The organism is Frondihabitans peucedani (assembly GCF_039537585.1).
GTDB lineage: Bacteria > Actinomycetota > Actinomycetes > Actinomycetales > Microbacteriaceae > Frondihabitans > Frondihabitans peucedani.
The window spans coordinates 282,086-302,126 of sequence record NZ_BAABAU010000003.1 but is presented as its reverse complement, the minus strand read 5'-3'; the positions used below and the strand labels follow the sequence as shown (position 1 = coordinate 302,126).

General features: G+C 71.8%; 13 protein-coding genes and 1 pseudogene. 6 read left to right on the top strand and 8 right to left on the bottom strand.

Going from position 1 to position 20,041, the window contains the following annotated elements:
* Nucleotides 1–297 precede the first annotated feature (297 nt).
* Nucleotides 298–1,818 (bottom strand): aminopeptidase P family protein, encoded by a 1,521-nt coding sequence (locus tag ABD733_RS12845; RefSeq protein ID WP_344796807.1) that lies wholly within the window; start codon nucleotides 1,816–1,818, stop codon nucleotides 298–300.
* Nucleotides 1,819–1,938: 120 nt separating this feature from the next.
* Entirely contained in the window at nucleotides 1,939–2,958 is a 1,020-nt protein-coding gene (locus ABD733_RS12840; protein ID WP_344796805.1) for an endonuclease/exonuclease/phosphatase family protein, read from the bottom strand.
* A gap of 76 nt (nucleotides 2,959–3,034) precedes the next feature.
* Between ABD733_RS12840 and ABD733_RS12835 the strand changes: the two genes are divergently transcribed.
* Nucleotides 3,035–3,889, top strand: a complete 855-nt coding sequence (locus ABD733_RS12835; RefSeq protein ID WP_344796803.1) for a PHP domain-containing protein — start codon at nucleotides 3,035–3,037, stop codon at nucleotides 3,887–3,889.
* Nucleotides 3,890–4,359: 470 nt separating this feature from the next.
* Here ABD733_RS12835 and ABD733_RS12830 read toward each other — a convergent pair whose 3' ends face one another.
* Nucleotides 4,360–5,883 (bottom strand): DEAD/DEAH box helicase, encoded by a 1,524-nt coding sequence (locus ABD733_RS12830; protein ID WP_344796801.1) that lies wholly within the window; start codon nucleotides 5,881–5,883, stop codon nucleotides 4,360–4,362.
* A gap of 98 nt (nucleotides 5,884–5,981) precedes the next feature.
* On the opposite strand from ABD733_RS12830, the gene ABD733_RS12825 reads away from it, so the two are divergent.
* Nucleotides 5,982–6,707 carry a ferritin-like fold-containing protein gene (locus ABD733_RS12825; RefSeq protein WP_344796800.1) on the top strand — a complete coding sequence of 242 codons (726 nt, stop codon included), beginning with the start codon at nucleotides 5,982–5,984 and terminating at the stop codon, nucleotides 6,705–6,707.
* 62 nt (nucleotides 6,708–6,769) lie between these two features.
* On the opposite strand, the gene ABD733_RS12820 is transcribed toward ABD733_RS12825, so the two are convergent.
* Nucleotides 6,770–7,069, bottom strand: a complete 300-nt coding sequence (locus tag ABD733_RS12820; protein ID WP_344796798.1) for a hypothetical protein — start codon at nucleotides 7,067–7,069, stop codon at nucleotides 6,770–6,772.
* Nucleotides 7,070–7,071: 2 nt separating this feature from the next.
* Nucleotides 7,072–7,296, bottom strand: a complete 225-nt coding sequence (locus ABD733_RS12815; protein WP_344796796.1) for a DUF3107 domain-containing protein — start codon at nucleotides 7,294–7,296, stop codon at nucleotides 7,072–7,074.
* A 131-nt stretch (nucleotides 7,297–7,427) separates the two neighbouring features.
* Between ABD733_RS12815 and ABD733_RS12810 the strand changes: the two genes are divergently transcribed.
* The gene (locus ABD733_RS12810) at nucleotides 7,428–10,586 is read left to right on the top strand and encodes a PD-(D/E)XK nuclease family protein (RefSeq protein WP_344796793.1); all 3,159 of its coding nucleotides are present in this window, start codon (nucleotides 7,428–7,430) and stop codon (nucleotides 10,584–10,586) included.
* Nucleotides 10,583–13,870, top strand: a complete 3,288-nt coding sequence (locus ABD733_RS12805) for an ATP-dependent DNA helicase (RefSeq protein ID WP_344796791.1) — start codon at nucleotides 10,583–10,585, stop codon at nucleotides 13,868–13,870. The genes ABD733_RS12810 and ABD733_RS12805 overlap by 4 nt, the downstream gene beginning before the upstream one ends.
* Nucleotides 13,871–13,951: 81 nt before the next feature.
* On the opposite strand, the gene ABD733_RS12800 is transcribed toward ABD733_RS12805, so the two are convergent.
* Complete coding sequence (locus ABD733_RS12800) at nucleotides 13,952–14,953, bottom strand: phosphotransferase (RefSeq protein WP_344796789.1); 1,002 nt, start codon at nucleotides 14,951–14,953, stop codon at nucleotides 13,952–13,954.
* A gap of 75 nt (nucleotides 14,954–15,028) precedes the next feature.
* Between ABD733_RS12800 and nudC the strand changes: the two genes are divergently transcribed.
* Both nudC and ABD733_RS12790 read left to right on the top strand, forming a co-directional pair.
* Nucleotides 15,029–15,982, top strand: a complete 954-nt coding sequence (gene nudC / locus ABD733_RS12795; protein ID WP_344796787.1) for an NAD(+) diphosphatase — start codon at nucleotides 15,029–15,031, stop codon at nucleotides 15,980–15,982.
* 1 nt (nucleotide 15,983) lies between these two features.
* Nucleotides 15,984–17,696, top strand: a complete 1,713-nt coding sequence (locus ABD733_RS12790) for an ATP-dependent helicase (protein ID WP_344796785.1) — start codon at nucleotides 15,984–15,986, stop codon at nucleotides 17,694–17,696.
* A 4-nt stretch (nucleotides 17,697–17,700) separates the two neighbouring features.
* On the opposite strand, the pseudogene ABD733_RS12785 reads toward ABD733_RS12790, so the two are convergent.
* Nucleotides 17,701–18,435, bottom strand: a pseudogene (locus ABD733_RS12785) (TOMM precursor leader peptide-binding protein); the annotation flags it as partial.
* A gap of 118 nt (nucleotides 18,436–18,553) precedes the next feature.
* A complete protein-coding gene (locus ABD733_RS12780) occupies nucleotides 18,554–19,918 on the bottom strand; it encodes a zinc-dependent metalloprotease (RefSeq protein WP_344796783.1) in 1,365 nt (454 codons plus the stop codon).
* Nucleotides 19,919–20,041: the final 123 nt, after the last annotated feature.

The following is a 20,041-nucleotide window of genomic DNA, read 5'->3' as shown; positions in this document are numbered from 1 at the left end:
GGAGCAGCGTGCCCGTGCCGAGGCCGAGGCTGCCGCGGGCAGCGCCTCCGGCACCGGCACCGGCACCGGCACCGCGGGCGCCGTTACCGCCGCCCGCACCGGCGCCGCCGGTACCGCGGGCACCGGCACCCCCGCCCGCCAGTGCTCGCCCGCCCGTCCGGCGTCGCTGTGCATCGCTTGAAATGATCGCCCCCCTGGCCGATACGCGTGGACCCGCCGCCCGCACCACCCGTCGTGGCGAAGGAGGGGTGGCCGTCGACGCCGGCCCTCAAGGGCCGGTCGTCGTGGTTGCCGAGCTTACTTCTGCACGGCCACCCACGCCTCGACATCGGCGACGGTGCGCGGAATGGCGATCGACAGGTTCTCCGCCCCGTCGGCGGTGACCAGGATGTCGTCCTCGATCCGGACGCCGATCCCGCGGAACGCCTCGGGCACCGTCAGGTCGTCGGGCTGGAAGTAGAGGCCGGGCTCGATGGTGAACACCATGCCCGGCTCGAGGACGCCGTCGAGGTACAGGTCGCGTCGGGCCGCCGCGCAGTCGTGCACGTCGATGCCGAGGTGGTGGCTGGTGCCGTGGACCATGTAGCGCCGGTGGTACTGCTGCTCGGGCTGGATGGACTCGGCCGCGCTGACCGGGAGGAAGCCCCACTCGGCGGTCTTCTCGGCGATCACGGCCATCGCGGTGGCGTGGATCTCGCGGAAGCGGATGCCGGGCCTGACGATCGCGAAGGCGGCGTCGGCAGCCTCCAGGACGGCCTCGTAGACGAGCCGCTGCACGTCGGAGAAGGTGCCGGAGATCGGCAGGGTGCGGGTGATGTCGGCCGTGTAGAGGCTCTCGAGCTCGATGCCGGCGTCGATCAGGATGAGGTCGCCCGGGGCCACGACGCCGTCGTTCGTCGTCCAGTGCAGGATGCACGCGTGCGGGCCGGACGCCGCGATCGTGTCGTAGCCGACCGTGTTGCCGTCGGCCCGTGCCCTTCGGTTGAAGGTGCCCTCGACGAGCCGCTCGCCGCGACGGTGCGCGACGACCTCGGGGAGGTCGTCGATGATGTCGTCGAAGCCGCGTTTCGTCGCCGCGACCGCAGCGCGCATCTGCGCGATCTCGTAGTCGTCCTTGACGAGGCGGAGCTCACTGAGGTCGCGCGACAGGACGTCGAGACTGGCAGCGCGGTCGGCGACCGTGTCGACGGTCTCGACCGTGTCGACGGTCTTGTCGGTCGCGCCGGTCGGCAGCGCGTCGAGACGGCGCGTGAGATCGGGATCGGCCTCGCGGACGACCAGCGTGTCGTCGTCGCTCTCGGCAGACCCGGCTGCGGCGATGACGGCGTCGAGGTCGGCGAGATCGCGGGTCGCCAGAGCGAGATCGGTGCCGACCTGCGCCAATGACGGACGCGGCCCGATCCAGAACTCGCCGATCTCGGGGTTCGCGTAGAACTCGTCGGAGTCACGACCCGCGCTGGCCCGGAAGTAGAGGGTCGCCTCGTGGCCGTCGGCGGTGGGCTCGAGCACCAGGACGGACCCGGGAACCGTGTCGGCGCCCCAGCCGGTCAGGTGGGAGAAGGCGGAGTGGGCGCGGAACGGGTAGTCGGTGTCGTTCGACCGCACCTTGGCCTGGCCCGCGGGGACGATCAGCCTCGTGCCCGGGTGCGCGGCACTGATCGCGGCACGGCGGCGAGCGGCGAAGGCCGACTGCTCGCGAGCGGGCACCTCCTCGTCCGGGCGCTCGGCCCACTGCGACGAGATGTACTGCTTGAACGTGTCGGAGCCCGGCGTGGTCGAGCGGTTGGTGGTGGCTCGCGGTGCCTTCTGATCTGCCATGTGACCCATTATGAGGCCGGGAGTCGGCGGAGGAGCGGGGTCCGTGGCGGGCTGTGGAGAAGTCGATCCTGCGCTGGCGGTGGGGAGGACGCGATCCTGCGCACCCTGCGCCCGGGACGGCTAGTCGCTGGCGCGAGGGGTCAGCTGCGCCACGATGGGCCGGTGGTCGCTTCCCGCCGAGTCCTGGTTGGTGATCACCTTGAAGCCCGTGACGGTGTAGTCGGACGTGTTCATCACGTGGTCGATCGGAGTCGCCAGGAGTTCCGGGACGTTCGTCGGCCAGGTGCCCACGCCGGCGTTGCTGGTCACCTTGGCCGCGTCGCGGCACTTGCCGAGGCTCGAGCTGGGCGTGGCCCCGAGGCCGGACTGGTGATCGAGAGTCGAGTTGAAGTCGCCGGCCATGATCATGCTCTCGCCCGAGCACAGCTTCGAGAGGTACTTCAGCCCCGCTCGCCAGTCGGCCATGTGCGACTTCACGGGGGAGGCCGGGTGGACGGCGACGATGACGGGGCCGTCGCCGTCGGACGGACGCGCGACCAGCGTCGGCAGCCACGGCGTCGTCGTCTTGTCGGCGGACGTCTCGTACTCGCCGAGGTTGGCCGAGATGAGCAGGGTGGTCGAGAGCGCGGTGTCTCTCTGGTCGTACGCGAGGGTGAGCACGCTCATCGTGACCCCGCTCCGCTTCATGATCGCCGCGACCTCGTCGCCCGTCTTCCGCTGCGTCTCGGGGAGACTCACGATGTTGGCGTGCTGCGCGAGAGCGAGCTGCGCGATCGTCGCCGACCCCGGAGCGCCTCCCTCGGTGTTCCACGCGACGACCGTGATGTCGCCCGACTTCTTGGCGTCGAACGACGTCGAACCCGTGCCGCGCTCCACCACGACGCCGGCCGAGACCGCCGCGAAGACCAGCAGCAGCACGCCGAGCCCGCCGAAGAAGCCCCTGACCGGCCGGATCACGAGTGCGAGGAGCAGGATCACGACCGCCGCCACGACCGCGACGACGACCAGCACGCCGCGGAACGCCAGCAGCTGGGAGAACCCGTAGCTCCGCTGCAGGCCGACGACCTGCGGGAAGCACACGACGAAGAGAGCCGCGGCGATGGCCAGCAGCAGGACGAAGGAGACGAATCGGCGGAGCACGGTCCCCAGAGCCTACGGGACGCGGGGCCGCCCCCGGCTGAACGACGCGTGACCGACCGGGACCTACGATGGGCAGATGACCTCCGGCCCCATCGACCTGCACACGCACTCCAGCGTGTCCGACGGGACGGAGACGCCCGGCGAGCTCGTCCGTGCGGCCGCAGGCCTCGGCCTCTCCGCCGTCGCGCTCACCGACCACGACTCGACGGCCGGCTGGCAGGAGGCCCGGGAGGCCGTGCTCGGCACCGGCATGACCCTCGTGCCGGGCATGGAGCTGTCGACCCGCGTGGGCGTGTACAGCGTCCACATGCTCGGGTACCTCTTCGATCCTGCGGACGAAGCACTCGTGACGACGACCGACCGCCTGCGACACGACCGGTCGGTGCGCGCCGAGCGCATGGTCGAGCGCATCGGAGTCGACTACGACCTGACCTGGGACGACGTCCTCGCGCAGGCCACCGTCGGCGCCACCCTCGGCCGGCCGCACATCGCCGACGCCCTCGTCGCCAAGGGCTACGCCGTCGACCGGAGCGCCGCCTTCGCCGGGATCCTGCACTGGCGGAGCGGCTACTACGAGCCCCACGAGGCGCCGAGCCCGCTGACCGGCGTGCAGTTGATCCGGGCTGCCGGCGGCGTCCCCGTCCTGGCGCACCCCGCGACGCGAGGCCGCGAGACCAACCTGCCCCGGACCCACCTGCTCGAACTCGTCGAGGCCGGCCTCGGCGGCGTCGAGGTGAACCACCGCGAGAACACCGAGGGCGGCAAAGAGACGCTGCTCGCGCTCGCGGCCCAGTACGACCTGATCGTCACCGGATCGAGCGACTACCACGGCGAGGGCAAGCCCAACCGCCTCGCCGAGAACAGCACGGCCCCCGACCAGCTGGAGCGCATCGTCGCCCAGGCGACCGGAAGCGAGCCTGTCGCGGGCTGAGGTGCGGGTGTGGGTGCGCGCGTGCCTGCTTGTCTGCTTGCTTCTTCGTGCACATATGGACGGAGATTCTCGGGCGGTGCCCCTCCGATCCGCCTCATTTTCGTGATCCTGCGAGGATCTCCGTCCATTTGTACGGACGAGCAGCGTGCGGGGTCTGGAGGAGAGCCGAGCGCGCATATGGACGGAGATCCTCGGGGAGTGCACCTCCGATCCGCCTCACTTTCGTGATCCTGCGAGGATCTCCGTCCATTTGTACGGACGAGCAGCGCGCGGGGTCAGGAGGAATGCCGAGCGCGCATATGGACGGAGATTCTCGCGCGATGCCCCTCGGATCCGCCTCACTTTCGTGATTTCGCGAGAATCTCCGTCCATTTGTACGCGACGCAAGGCAGGGGCAAGGCAGGGGCAGCACGCGGGCAGAGAAGAGCCCCGCCGACCAGGCTGCGGTCGGCGGGGCTCCGGAGGAAGTGCTACTCGGCGGCGGGTGCGGCCGATCCTGCACCCTCGCCACCGGGACGACGGCGACGATTGCGGCTGCGACGACGCGGGGCGCTGCTGCTCTCGCCGTCGGCAGGGGCTGAGGTGCCGGCGACAGCGGGGACGGCCTCTTCACGCTGACCCTGGGGCGCAGAGCCCTGGGCGCCGCGGCCACGACCGCGGCCCCGCGACGAGTCACGAGTCGAGCCGTCACGAGACGAGCCGTCACGCGAAGACCCCTCACGAGTCGAGCCATCGCGCGAGGACCCGTCACGAGAACCCGAGCGGCCCGTGCCGGCGACAGCCGACCGCGGTGGGACCTCGCGCGAGGTGGGCTTCAGGCGACCGCGCGTGCCCTCGGGGATGTCGAGGTCGGCGAACAGGTGCGGGCTCGACGAGTAGGTCTCGACGGGCTCGGGGATGTTCATCTCGAGAGCGCGGTTGATGAGGGCCCACTTGTGCAGGTCGTCCCAGTCGACGAACGTCACGGCGATGCCGGTCTTGCCCGCACGGCCGGTGCGGCCGGCGCGGTGGAGGTAGGTGTCGTGATCGTCGGGCACGGTGTGGTTGATCACGTGCGTGACGTCGTTCACGTCGATGCCGCGGGCCGCGACGTCGGTGGCGATCAGGATGTCCTTCTTGCCGGCCTTGAAGGCGGCCATCGCGCGCTCGCGCTGCTCCTGGTTGAGGTCGCCGTGGACGGCGGCGGCGTTGAAGCCGCGGTCGTTGAGCTCTTCGACGAGCTTGGCGGCGGCGCGCTTCGTGCGCGTGAACACGACGGTCTTGCCGCGGCCCTCGGACTGCAGGATGCGGGCGATGACCTCGTCTTTGTCGAGGTTGTGGGCCCGGTAGACGAGGTGCTTTATGTTGGCCTGCGTGAGGCCCTCGTCGGGGTCGGTCGCGCGGATGTGGATCGGCTTCGTCATGAAGCGACGGGCGAGAGCGACGATCGGGCCGGGCATCGTCGCCGAGAACAGCATCGTGTGCCGCGTCGCAGGGATCTGCGCGAAGATCTTCTCGATGTCGGAGAGGAACCCGAGGTCGAGCATCTTGTCGGCCTCGTCGAGGACCACCTCGGTGACGTTCTTGAGATCGAGGAGGCGCTGGCCGGCGAGGTCGAGGAGGCGCCCCGGGGTGCCGACGACGATCTGAGCGCCGGCCTTGAGCTGCTCGACCTGGCCCTCGTAGGCCTTGCCGCCGTAGATCGACACGATCTTCGTGTCGGGGCGGTTGGCGGTCGCGGTCTCGAGGTCTTCGCTCACCTGAACGCACAGTTCGCGCGTGGGGACGACGACGAGGACCTTCACGCCGTCGGCCGGGTGGAGGCCGATGCGCTGGATGATCGGGAGGCCGAAGCCGAACGTCTTGCCGGTGCCGGTCTTGGCCTGGCCGATGATGTCCTGCCCCGCGAGGGCGAGGGGGATGGTCTGGGTCTGGATCGGGAAGGGTTCGATGATCCCCTTGGACGCCAGAGCGTCGACCATGTCCTGGTCGATCGAGAGGTCGCTGAATGTCAAGTGTGGCCCTGTCTCATATGTAGGGGTAAGCCAGCAGTTTAGCCGGTCGGTCCGCAGAGCTGGCTCAGTGCCCAGACTCGACCCTCTAAGGTGGTGCCGTGATTTCGTGGAGGAGCTTTCGTGCTCGGAGGACGACGCCGAAGAACGCGCGTCCGCGAGCGGCCTCCCGGCCCCTGGTCGTCAGTCGGGTCGAGCTCGGCGACTTCACTCCCGACCTCGACGTCTACCTCGGTCTCGCGGCCTATCTGCAGCTCGCCCTGTTCGAGTCCCTCGGGCGCGCCTCGAGCATCGCTCCGTCGACTCGGGCCAAGGCCCTGACCGGGCTGGTCGCGACGTCGACCCTCGAGCGGCATCAGGCCCTCCTGACGGAGATCGAGCGCGCCGGCAAGGACGCCGCCGACGTCATGCAGCCGCACACGGCCGTCATCGACGACTTCCAGCAGCGGACCGGCGGCGGCGACTGGTACGAGACCATGCTCGCCACCTACGTCGGAGCCGGCCTCCTCGACGACGTCTTCTCCCGGCTGGCCGCGGGGCTCCCCGACGACTACCGCGACCGCGTCGTCGCGGCGCTCGAGACCGGGGCTGCGAGAGACGAGTCGGGGATCGTGACCGAGCTCTCGCTCGCGATCGGAGCCGATCCAAAGCTGGCCTCGCGCCTCGCCCTCTGGGGGAGGCGTCTCGTGGGCGACACCCTGCTGGTGGCGCGCGCCGCGATCTCCGCCTCGCACGAGTCGGCTGACGATGAGCGTCTCGAGCCGGTGTTCACCGAGTTGATCGCCGCCCACACGCGCAGGATGGACGCCCTCGGGCTGACCGCCTGACCCCACGACCGCCTGCTGCCACTCAGGAGGAGAAGGCCTGCGTCAGCAGGACAAGGCCGATCTCAGGCCGCAGCGCCCCGGATCAGCCGGTCGAGCTGCTCCCTGTCCGCCTCGCGCCGGCGCACCGTTCCGAGTCGACCCACCGCGGCGGCGGTGAGGCCCGCGACGATGAGCGTCACGGCCCAGATCCAGCCGGAGTCGGACTTCCACTCGAGCCAGGTCAACAGCTCCCAGACCACGATGGCCGAGGCCGCGCCCCATCCTGCGAGCCAGACGAGACCGCGGGTGTCGGCGCCGGGCAGCGCGAAGTGCAGGACCAGCCCGATCAGAGCGCCGCCCAGGGCGGCGAACAGGAGCTCCACGGCTAGCTGACGAAGCCGACGCGGCCGCGCTCCTCGGAGCCGACCTCCACGTAGGCGAGGCCTGCGGTGGGGACCAGGAAGACCTTGCCCTTGGTGTCTTTCAGGGTGAAGTAGCTCTTGCCGCCGTCGAGTGCGTCGGCGACGACCTTCTCGACGTCGGCCGGCGTCTCGGCCGACTCGAACGAGATCTCACGGGGGCTGTTGGCTATACCGATGCGAATGTCCACGAGGACGACGATAACCGACTTCCCACGCGTCGGAGTCCCGCGTTCACTGTCGGCAGAAGCGGCAGTCTCGAAGGGCGGAGGGGGCGCAGGATCCGACCCCCGTTGTCGGAGGCACCCGCTACCGTCGTCCCGTGGTCACCACAGCATCCAGCACCGCGTCGTCCTCTCCGGCGGTCCGTCCTGCCCTCCGCGGGCCCGGGTCGCTCGACCCGTCGCAGCGGGCCGTCCTCGCGCTCGCCGACGGCCGCTCCGCCGCCGTCATCGGCGCGCCCGGCTCCGGCAAGACCGAGGCTCTGATCTCCTTCGTGCTCGACCGCGTGCACCGGCGGGGCTGGGGTCCGACCTCGGTCATGGCGCTGACGCCGACGCGGGCGACGGCGACCGCCCTCCGCGACGTCCTGGCGGCTCGACTCGACCTCCCGACGCCCGGGCCCCTCGCCCGGACCATCGCCTCGCTCGCCTTCGACATCACCGGCCACTCGGCTCGCGCGTCGTCGAGCGCTCCTCCCGTGCTCCTCACCGGCGGCGAGCAGGACGCCGTGATCCGCGACCTCCTGCAGGGCCACCTCGACGACGGCACCGGTCCGGCGTGGCCCGAGAACCTGGGGCCCGCCGTCCGCAGCCTGCGCGGGTTCCGCACCGAGCTCCGCGAGCTGATGATGCGGGCGACCGAGCACTCCGTCTCCACGTCCCTCCTGCGGAGCCTCGGCGTCGCCGCCGAGCGTCCCGAATGGCAGGCGGCCGCCGACTTCATCGACGAGTACCGCGAGGTCGTCGACGGTCTGCGGGCCGGCGTGCTCGACTCGGCCGAGCTCGTCGACTACGCCGTGGCCGCGCTCGACCGCGGCGAGACCTCGCCGCTGCTCGAGGGGCTCCGGGTCGTCGTCGTCGACGACGCCCAGGAGGCCACCGAGTCGACCCTCGCCCTCCTGCGTGCGCTCGCCCGGCGGGGCATCGACATCGTCGCCTTCGGCGACCCCGATCTCGCGACGAACGCGTTCCGAGGGGGCTCGCCCGACGTGCTCGGGCGGCTGGGCCTCCGCCTCGACCTCCCCTCCGTCGAGACCGTCCACCTCGAGTCCGTGCACCGGCACGGTCCTGCCGTGCGGTCGTTCGTCCGCGGCATCTCCGAGCGGATCGGCGCTGCGGGCGCGGGCCGCCAGCACGCCGCCGGCTCGACGACCGACGACGACGCCTCTCTGCCTCCGCTCCTCCGGATCGAGTCCGACAGCCCCGCGCACGAGCTCGCCGCCGTGGCGAGATCCCTCCGAGAGCACCACCTGTTCGGCGGCATCCCCTGGTCGAGGATGATGGTCGTGGTGCGGAACGGCGCCCTCGTCCCGAGCGTCGCCCGCTCGCTCCAGCTCGCGGAGGTGCCCACCCGCACCCCGATCGGCGGCCGCGCCGTCCGCGACGAGTTCGGGGCCCGGCATCTTCTCCTGGCCGCCTCGGTCGCCACGGGCCGCGAGCCGCTGACCGCGGAGGTCGCGACCGAGCTGCTCGGCGGCCCGCTGGCCGGTTTCGACTCGCTCTCCCTGCGTCGGCTGCGGCTGGCCCTCCGCGCTGAGGAGCTGGCCGGCGACGGGAGCCGCTCCGCCGACGACCTGCTCGTCGAGGCGCTCTCGGGGGCAGGCCGCTTCGCGACGATCGACGCCCGCTTCGCGGCGAGGGCGGGCCGGTTCTCGAAGAGCCTCGAGCAGGCGCGAGTCGACGCCGCCGCGGGTCTCAGCATCGAGGAGGTCCTCTGGGGGCTCTGGGAGCGGAGCGGCCTGGCCGACGAGTGGAGCGGGCAGTCCCGCGGCCACGGCATCGTCGCGGCCGAGGCCGACCGGCACCTCGACGGCGTCGTCGCCCTCTTCACGGCGGCCAAGCGCTTCGTCGAACGGACGCCCGAGGCGTCGGCCGTGGTCTTCCTCGACGCGATGCTCGGGGCGGACGTGCCCGAAGACACGCTGTCGCCGCAGGCGCTCGCCGAGTCCGTCCTCGTGTGCACGCCGTCCGCCGCGATCGGAGCCGAGGTCGACGTCGTCGTGATCGCGCGCCTCCAGGACGGCGTCTGGCCGAACCTGCGGGTCCGCGGCGGGCTGCTCGCGCCCGACGCCCTCGTCGAGGCGCTCGAGAACGGCCCGCAGGCGGCGGCGCCCGGGGGAGCGGCCGACACCGCGGTCGGGCGTCGCGCGGGCGTGCTGTCCGACGAGCTCCGGATCCTGGCGCTGGCCGCCTCCCGCGCCACGCGCCAGGTCGTCCTCTCGTGCACCTCCAACGACGACGAGTCGCCGTCGATGTTCCTGAGGCTGGTGCCGCCGACCGCCCCGGTCGTCGACGTCCGGCCGCCCCTGTCTCTCCGAGGTCTCGTCGGCCACCTCCGCAACGCCCAGGTCGCCGGCCGGGGTCCTCTCGACGCGGCGGACGCCGCCGGAGGCCTCGCCCGCCTGGCCGAGGCCGGTGTCGCCGGGGCGTCGCCTGACGAGTGGTACGGCCTCCTCGAGCCGTCGACCACCGACGACCTGGTCGACCTCACCGACCCCGGGGCCCGCGTGGCGGTCTCGCCGTCGTCGATGGGCACCTTCGAGGAGTGCCCGCTGCACTGGTTCGTCGAGAGGTTCGGCGGATCCGCCTCGAGCACCGCAATGGGGCTCGGCACCGTCATCCACGACGTGATGGAGAACGCCGTCGAGATCGACGTCGAGTCGCTCTGGCGCGGCGTCGAGGCCCGCTGGGGCGAGCTCGAGTTCGAGTCCGACTGGATCGCGGCGTCCGAGAAGAGGCGCGCCCGCGCCATGACCGAGAGCCTCGCGGCGTACCTCGCCGACTTCGTGGCCTCCCAGGCGACCCTCCTCGGCGCCGAGTCGGGCTTCGAGCTCGACGTCGGGCAGGCCGCCCTCCGAGGCAAGATCGACCGGGTCGAGCGTCAGGCCGACGGCAGCGTGGTCATCGTCGACCTCAAGACCGGCAAGTACGCCCCGTCCGGTTCCGAGGCGGAGAAGAACCCGCAGCTCGGCAGCTACCAGCTCGCTCTCGTCGACGGCGCGCTCGAGGCTGCTCCCGCCGGGTCGCCCCGCGGCGGTGCCAAGCTGCTGTTCGTCGCGGTGCGGACGGCCAGGAAGGCCTACTCCGAGCGGGTCCAGGCGCCCTTCGACGACCAGGCGGTCGACGCCTTCCGAGAGAGGGTCCGCGCCGACGCCGTCGGGATGGCCGGTCGCGTGTTCGAGGCCAGGATCGACGAGCACTGCCTGCAGAGGGGCGGCGGCAGCTGCCGGATCCACGTCGTCGGAGAGGTGACCCAGTGAGCGAGACCGAGACCACCACCAGGCACTACTCGGCGACCGACATCGCAGCCGTCCTCGGCCTGCCCGAGCCGACTGCCGAGCAGCAGAGGGTCATCGAGGCCCCGCTCGAACCCGCGCTCGTCGTCGCCGGAGCAGGCAGCGGCAAGACCGAGACGATGGCGAGCCGCGTCGTCTGGCTGCTCGCGAACGGGCACGTCCGGGTGCCCGAGATCCTGGGCCTGACTTTCACGCGCAAGGCGGCGGGCGAGCTCGGCGAGCGCATCGCGAAGCGCATCGATCTCCTGACCGACAAGGGGTTGCTCGACGTGGCTCTCGACCCGTTCGACGCGCCGACCGTCTCGACCTACAACGCCTTCGCCAACGCCATCTTCCGCGATCATGCGCTGCTCGTCGGCCGCGAGAGCGAGTCGCAGCTCCTCGGCGAGGCGTCTGCCTGGCAGCTGGCCCGCTCCCTCGTGGTGCGGAGCGACGACGACAGACTGGCCGAGATGGGCAAGTCGGTCGACCAGATCACCGAGGCCGTCCTGTCGCTGAGCCACGCTCTCGGCGAGAACGTCGCCGACGCGGGCGAGGTCGCGAGGATGGCCGAGCGCTTCCTCGACGTCGCGTCCCTGCCCTTCACCGGTCGGGCTCACCGCCCGCACGTCACCCGGGCGACCGGAGCCGTCGCGTCGCTGCCGGCGCTCCTCGACCTGGCCACCGCGTTCAGCGCCGAGAAGGCGCGGCGCGGCTTCGTCGAGTTCTCCGACCAGGTCGCTCTCGCGCTCGAGGTGTGCGAGACCGACGCGGCGGTGGTGGCCGAGTACCGAGACCGGTACCGCGTGATCCTGCTCGACGAGTACCAGGACACGAGCGTCGTGCAGACCCGCCTGCTGGCGCGGCTGTTCGGCGGCACGGCCGTGATGGCGGTCGGCGACCCGCACCAGTCGATCTACGGGTTCCGGGGAGCCAGCGCTGCGAACCTGGGCCGGTTCCCCGGCGACTTCGGGGCCGGCGACCAGTCGTCGTACACGCTGTCGACGAGCTGGCGGAACCCCGTCCGCGTCCTCGACGCGGCCAACGTCGTCGTCGACGAGCTCTCGCGGGCGTCCCTGGTCGAGGTCGGGCGCCTCCGGCCGCGTCCGTCCGCGCCGGAGGGCCACGTCGAGGTGGCGTTCCCCGAGACCCTGCCCGAGGAGGCCGCGGCCGTGGCCGAGTGGCTCGAGCGCGGCCTCGCCACGACGAACGACGACGGGTCGAAGCGGACCGCCGCTCTGCTGTTCCGCTCGAAGAAGAACGTGCAGGTCTTCGCCGAGGCGCTGCGTGCCCGGGGGGTGCCCTTCCACGTCCTGGGCGTCGGCGGGCTGCTGTCGCGACCCGAGATCGTCGACCTCGTCAGTTGCCTCCGGGTGCTGCACGATCCCGCCGCGGGTTCCGAGCTGATCCGGCTGCTGGCCGGTGCCCGGTGGCGCGTCGGGCTCCACGACATCAAGGTGCTCCGCGAGGTGTCGTCGTGGCTGTTCCAGCACGATCACGCGCAGCAGAAGCTCCCCGACCAGGTGCGCGAACGGCTCCGGGCGTCGGTGGCCGCCGGAGAGGACGGCTCCATCGTCGACGCGCTCGACTTCGTCGGTGCCGCTCCGGTCACGCACTCGCAGCTCCGCGGGTTCAGTCCCGAGGGGCTCGACCGGCTGCGCCGACTGGCGCGGCAGTTGGCATCGCTCCGCAACAGGATCGGCCTCGACCTCGTCGACCTCGTCGCGCTCGTGCAGCAGGAGATGCTCCTCGACATCGAGGTCGCGGCCGTCAACGGGTCGCTGCACGGCGGCGCCTATCTGCAGGCCTTCGACGACGAGGTCGCCGGCTATGTCGCGACCGACGAGAACGCGAGCCTGGCGGGGTTCCTCGGCTGGCTGTCGGCCGCCGAGCGGCGCGACGACATGGGCCCGCGCTCGGAGGCGAGCGAAGCAGGGGTCGTCCAGCTCCTGACGATCCACGGGGCGAAGGGGCTCGAGTGGCAGCTCGTCGCCGTGCCGCGCCTCGTGGAGGGCGAGCTCCCGGGAACCTCCCGCGACGGCAACGGCTGGGTGGCCTTCGGCGAGCTGCCCTACGAGTTCCGCGGCGACGCGTCCGAGCTCCCGATGCTGGCGTGGCGCGGCGCCGACGATCAGAACGAGTTCCACGAAGCCGTCGAGGTCTTCCGCGACGAGCTGAAGCGCCGGCACCTCGCCGAGGAGCGCCGGCTCGGCTACGTCGCTCTGACGCGCGCTCGCGACGCACTGCTCCTGACCGGCTCGTTCTGGGCCACGCAGAAGCGGCCGCGGCGACCGAGCGCCTACCTCGCCGAACTCGCCGAAGCCGGGCTCATCCCCGCCGAGGCGCTGCCTGAGGCGCCCGAGTCCGACGAGAACCCGCTCGCAGCGGAGTACCGCACGCCGGCCTGGCCCTTCGATCCGCTGGGCGCGCGCCGGGGAGTCGTCCACGAGGCGGCCGACGCGGTCAGGCGTGCCCTCGAGTCGGGCTCCCGCGAGGCCGGCCGCTGGTCGGACGACATCGAGCTGCTGCTGCGCGAGAGCGCGGCCCTCCGCGACCGCTCGGGCGCCGTCGGGCTGCCCCAGCGCATCCCCGCGTCTCGTTTCAAAGACTACGTCGACGATCCAGCGGCGGTCGTGGCCTCGCTCCGGCGCCCGCTCCCCGAGCGGCCGTACCGGGCGACCCGCCTCGGCACCCTCTTCCACGCCTGGGTCGAGTCGCGCTTCCGACCGAGCGGACAGATCGAGACCCTCGACGCCAGCCCCTTCGAGCTCGACTTCGACGCGGACGACGAGGGGACCGCCGGGTCGGGCGCTCCTGCTCTCGGTCTCGGTGACGCTCCGGTCGACGCCGACGACGCGAGGCGCCTGGCCGAGCTCCAGACGACCTTCGAGGCATCGGAGTGGGCCGACCTCGAGGCGGTCGACGTCGAGCTCGAGATCCACCTGCCGCTCGGCGAACGGACGGTCATCTGCAAGATCGACGCCGTCTTCGAGCGCGACGGCGGCTACCAGGTGGTCGACTGGAAGACCGGCAAGGCACCCCGCGACGACCGCGACCTCGAGCTGAAGCAGCTGCAGCTCGCGCTCTACCGGGAGGCCTACTCGGCCTACCGCGGGATCGACCCCGAGCGCATCGACGCCGTGTTCTACTTCGTGGCCGACGACGTGATCCTGCGCCCGGTGCACGTCAGCGACCGCGCCGAGCTCGAGCGGCTCTGGGCCGGCGTGGAGGGCTCTGGAGTCGCGTCGAGCGGCGGTGCGAGCGGCTGAGCGGGTCGGGCTGGGTGAGTCGGGCGAGCCGGGCCGGGCCGGGCCGGGCGAGCGAGACAGGGCCCGGGCGACGCCGACGCGCTAGGGCCGGTGCCGCTCCGTCGACGCGAGGAGGTCCTCGACGCCGTCGAGGTCGAGCGCCTCGGTGGTGCCGACCACGAGCGGCCGCTCGTCGTGCAGCTGGACGGCGTCGACGAGCCTCGACATCATGGCGACCGCGTCGTCGACGACCTCGGTGTTCTTCGTGTGCGTGCCGTGCAGGAGGTACTTCGCCAGATCGAGCTCGTGGTAGAGCGTCGCGCGGTGCCGCAGCTGCCGGTCGCTCGTGCCGCGCGCCACGTTGTACGCCTCGAACACGGCGTCGATGCTGTCGGGCGTCGGGGCTCCGAGCACCCAGGCGAGATCCCGCGCAGGATCAGCGATCTGCAGGTCGTGCCACCCGATCACACCGCTGATCTCGTCGCCGGTCACGAGCAGCGACTCGGCCTCGAGGGAGCCATTGACGACGGTCGGCTGGAACTGCCAGAGCAGGCTGTCCTGGATGGCGGTCTCCCAGCGCTCGAGGAGCGCGGCCGGGAGAAGGCCGGTCGCGGCGGCGCGGTCGACGACGCTCGCCGAGGAGCGCATGGCCTCGAAGGGCGTGTGGCTCGTGAGCCCGGCGTCGGTGACGAAGCTCGTCGGCAGCGAGTGGATCGCAGCGACGGCCGCACCCACGGCGGAGGGGAGTCCGGTGCCGGCGAGCACGTCGGTCGCGCGGAGGGGCGAGCCCTCGACGTAGTCGTACACGATCGCCCGGGTCTCGGCGATGGGGGCCTGACCGCGGTAGGACGGCACCGTGAACGAGAGCCTGCTGCGGACGCCGGCGCTGAGCGCGCGGATCGCCACGAGGTCGGCCGACTGCTGCGCCTCGGCCCGCTGGGTGCGCGGGACGCGGATGATCCACCGCTCGCCCTGAGGGCCGGCGAGCCGCGCGGAGTCGAAGTCGCCGGCACCGAGCCGGCCGTGCGGGCCGACCTGTCGGACGTCGAGGTCGGCGACGGCGGCCGTCGCCAGCGCGGCTAGAGTTAGGTGGGTTCTGGCCATGTCCCCAAGGGTAGGCCGCCCATCACGGCCACCCGCCGTGCGCCACGCTGAATACTCACGACGATTGGTGGTCGGATGCCTGCTCGTCCCTCCGAAAACCGGGCCTCCTTCTCCGCCAAGCTGCCGCTCTCGCGTCATCAGGTCGACCGCGACTACCTGGCACGAGAGCGTGAAGACCTCTTCCCGGCCCTCCTCGGAGACGAGAGCACCCGCATCCTGCCGGTGTCGAAGGGGCGCGCGCTGTTTCGCACCGACACGAGCCTCCAGCTGCTGCCGCCGTCGGCGATCCCGCCGCAGGCCGAGCTGGTGTACCTCGGCCTGTCGCTCGCCGACGACGCCGACGAGCCGGTGGGCACGCCCATCCTGGCCGCCCTCCTCACCGACGAGCAGGCGTCCGAGGTCGCGACGGACGAGCAGTGGGGCAACCTCCGCATGTTCGCCACCGGCCTGAGCGACCGCGACGCCGGCCTTGCCACCGAGGCGCTCGCCATCGCCAACTGGCACGCCTCCCACCGCTTCTCTCCCCGCACCGGCCGGCCGCTCCGCTCCGTCAAGGGCGGCTGGGTCCGCGTCGACACCGACGACGGCCACGAGATCTTCCCGCGGACCGACCCGGCGATCATCGTCGGCGTCACGGACGCCGACGACCGCCTCCTGCTCGGCTCGAACGCGCTCTGGGAGAAGAACCGCTACTCGCTCCTGGCGGGCTTCGTCGAGCCGGGCGAGTCGCTCGAGCAGGCCGTCGAGCGCGAGATCTTCGAGGAGTCGGGCGTCCGGGTCACCGACGCGGAGTACCTCGGCTCGCAGCCGTGGCCGTTCCCGGCGTCGCTCATGGTCGGCTTCCGCGCCCGCGTCGACGACGTCGACCCCGGCACCCTGGAGCCCGACGGCGCCGAGATCATCGACCTCCGCTGGTTCACCCGCGAGGAGCTGGCCGCGGAGGCCGGCGACACCGTGATCCTGCCCGGCCGTTCGTCGATCGCCAGGGCGATCATCGAGGACTGGTACGGCTCCGAGATCGCCGACTGACGTGGAGGCCGCCGATCTGATCGCTGGCCTCGACGAGCAGCAGCGACGGGCCGCCCAGACCCTCCTGGGCCCGGTCTGCCTCCTCGCCGGTGCCGGCACGGGCAAGACCCGCGCCATCACGCACCGCATCGCCTACGGTGTGGCGACCGGCGTCTACGCGCCGAACCGCGTCATGGCGCTCACGTTCACGTCGCGGGCCGCCGCGGAGCTCCGCAGCAGGCTCCGAGCGCTCGGTGCCGGGGGAGTGTCGGCGAAGACGTTCCACGCGGCAGCGCTCTCGCAGCTGTCGTACTTCTGGCCCCAGACGATGGGCGGAACGATGCCCCGGCTGCTCGACGGCAAGGCGAAGGTCGTGGCGCACGCCGCCGAGAACCTCCGGCTGCGGCTCGACACCCCGAGCCTCCGCGACCTGTCGGCCGAGATCGAGTGGCGGAAGGTGTCGAGGCTCACCCTCGAGGAGTACGCCGCTGCGCTCCCGAGCCGGTCGCTCCCGCAGAGCATCACGCCCGAGCAGGCGATCGACCTGCACCGGGCCTACGAGGACATCAAGGACTCGCGGCGTCAGCTCGACTTCGAGGACGTCCTGCTGGCGACGGCGGGCATGCTCGAGCTCGAGCCGCGCGTCGCACAGCAGGTGCGCGAGCAGTACCGCTTCTTCGTCGTCGACGAGTACCAGGACGTCTCGCCCCTCCAGCAGGATCTCCTCGACCTCTGGCTCGGCGACCGGAACGACGTGTGCGTGGTCGGCGATGCGAGCCAGACAATCTACTCGTTCGCGGGGGCGTCGGCAGACTTCCTCCTCGGGTTCGGCTCCCGCTACGACGACGCCACCGTGCTGCGTCTCGAGCAGAACTACCGGTCGGCCCGTCCGATCGTCGAGACGGCGAACGAGCTCATGAGGGGCCGCCCCGGTGCGCTCCACCTCCACCCGGTCGAGCAGGTGCCGGGGCCGCAGCCGAAGGTGACCGACCACGTCTCGGACTCCGCGGAGGCGCGGGCGGTCGCCGAGAGCGTCGCGGCGGAGATCCGGCAGGGAGCGAAGCCGGAGGACATCGCCGTCCTGGTGCGCGTCAACGTGCAGGTCGCGGCGCTCGAGCGCGCGCTCGACGACCTCGGGATCAGCACGCGCCTGCACGGAGCAGCCAGGTTCTTCGAGCTGCGCGAGGTCAAGCAGGCGCTCATGATGCTGAAGGGCGCGGCCGTCAGCATCGTCGGCGAGCCCCTCTTCAAGACCGTCAGCGACGTGCTCCGCTCGCTCGGCTGGACGCAGGAGGCCCCCGAGCAGCGCGGCGCGGTGCGCGACCGGTGGGAGTCGCTGAACGCGCTGATGGGCCTGGCCGAGCAGGCGCCGCCCGAGACGACGCTCCGCGACTTCGTGGCCGAGCTGTTCGCGCGCCAGGCCGGGCAGCACGAGCCCACCATGTCGGCGGTCACAATCGCCACCCTCCACTCCGCCAAGGGCCTCGAGTGGGAGAGCGTCTATATCGTCGGCCTCAGCGAGGGACTGCTGCCGATCAGCTACGCGCAGACCTTCGAGGCCGTCGACGAGGAGCGCCGCCTCCTCTACGTCGGGATCACGCGGGCACGGCGACGGCTGCATCTGTCGTGGAGCCACCAGGGCCAGGGTCGGGGGCAGTCGGATCGCCGACCGAGCCGGTTCGTGGAAGAACTGCGCATCCGCAGTCGGGATGCGGTCGGGTCGTCGACCGCATGACCTCGCCGGTGTCGACGTCGATCAGGTCGACGACGCTGTCGTCGGCCGAGCCTGCGGGCGTCGTCGCCGACACGATCGCGCGTCGGGCGATGCGGGTCGCCGCCTCGCGGACGGCCAGGAGCGTCGGGACGATCTGGCGCCGCCCCCAGAGCTGGGCGGCGAGGACTCCCCAGGAGGAGTCGTGGTCGGCGCGGTGCAGGTCGAGGCAGTGCGCGCAGGCGGTGAGGCCGGGCCGGACGACGGGCCCGATCCTGATGGTCCGGTCGCCCGTGACCACCTGCAGGTGCGGGACGTCGCGGCCGAGCCACACCCGTGCGAGCACAGGATCGTGCACGTGGTCGGCGACGGCGATGCCGAACGACGGCGCCGGGCCGGCCAGGGCGCTCTCGCCGTCCGTGGGCTCGACCACGACGCCGAGGGAGGCGACGAGCTCGCGCACCTCCCCGGCGAGGACCGTCGTGCCCGAGACGTGGACGGTCGGGGCCGTCGGATCGCGCGGCCGGATCAGCGCCGGGGTCAGGCGGTCGACGAGGGCCGTGACCTCGGCCGGACTGCAGCCGGCCCGCTGCGCCACGGGGCCGACACCCGCTCGCCCGTGGCCGGACGCGATGGCCGAGATGATCCTCTCGTGCTTCGCCGTGACGCCGTCGAGGACGGCGACGACCCGGTCGACCCCCACCTGCAGGGCGGTCGGGTCGCGCCAGACGAAGGGGAGCCGGGGATCGAATCGGATGTCCATGCCGAGAGGATGCCCGAACGGCGGAAGGCCTGCAGACGTTGTCCACAGGCCCTCTCGTCGTTCCCCCGAGGCGGTGTGAAAGCGGCCCGGCAGAGAACGCCCCCGTCGGACTGCAGGATCAGGCCCGGGGCTCCTCCGCCGAGCCGTCTCCCGCCTCGTGAGGCCGGTCGTCGCTGTCGTCGCTCAGCAGGTCGGCGATGGCGCGGTCGACGTCGTCGAGCTCGGGCTCGCCGGCGGTCAGTCGCGCGATCAGGGCCTGAGGGTCGTCGATGTCCTCGCTCGTCGGGACGATGTCGGGGTGGGCCCAGAGCGCGTCGCGCTGCTCGCCGCCCACGGCGTCGTGCACGGCCTGCCACATCGCCGCGGCCTCGCGGAGTCGCCGCGGGCGCAGTTCGAGACCGACCAGGGTCGCGAAGGCCGACTCGGCCGGACCGCCCGCCGCACGACGGCGCCGGACCATCTCGGCGATGGCGCCCGACTTCGGGAGGCGCTCGGTGGCCGCGGCGGTGACGACGTCGACCCAGCCCTCGATGAGGGCGAGCGTCGTCTCGAGGCGGGCGAGCGCTGCGAGCTGCTCGTCGCTCTTCGGAGGGATGAGCGCTCCGCTCCGCATGGCGTCCTGGAGCTGCTCCGGATTCGCAGGATCGAAGTCGACCGCCAGCTCTTCGAGCGCACTGGTGTCGATGGAGATGCCCTGCGAGAACTCGCGGATCGACGTGATGAGGTGCAGGCGGAGCCAGCGGGCGTGCCGGAACAGGCGGGCGTGCGCGAGCTCCCGGACGGCGAGGTAGAGCTGGATCTGGTCGGCGTCGATGTCGAGGCCCTCACCGAACGCGGCGACGTTCTGAGGGACGAGGGCGGCCTGCTGCTCGTCGAGGAGCGGGATGCCGACGTCGCCGCCGGAGACGACCTCGGTCGAGAGCTGTCCGACGACCTGCCCGAGCTGCATGGCGAACAGGGCGCCGCCGACGCTGCGCATCACCTCGCTCGCCTCGGCGAGCATGCCGCGCATCTCCTCCGGAGCCTGCTCGCTGAGGACGCGCGTGAGGGAGTCGGCGATCGACGCGGCGACGGGCTCGGCGAGCTGGGTCCAGACGGGCATGCTCGCGCGGGCCCACTCGGCGCGGGTCATCAGCCGGGGCTCGACGGTGAGCTCGGCGACGTGCGCGACCTCGTCGAGCCACAGGGCCGCGACGTGGAAGGCCTGCTCGAGCGAGCTCACCTTCGCCGGGGGAGTGACCAGGGCGGACTGGTTGCCGATGCTGGTCGCCTGCTCGGTGGCGAGCGACCAGTCGATCCCGTCGCCCGAGCGGTTGACCGCGTTCTGCAGCTGGCTCATCAGACGGGCCATGAAGGCCGGGTCGTTCGGCAGACCGGCTGCGCCGACGAGCTTCGACGGATCGATCTCGGAGTCGCCGGACAGGAACTGCCGCAGCATGTCGCGGAACTCGTCTTCCGGGCCGGGCTGCGAATCTTCAGACATGGCAACTACGCTAGCCGGTGGCCACTCGAACAGTCTGGGATTCGACCACTTCTCGGGGGTCCTCCACTGCGCCCACGGCGAACACTCCCGTCGGTCGGCCAGAAGAGCGTGGTTCCGATCGGC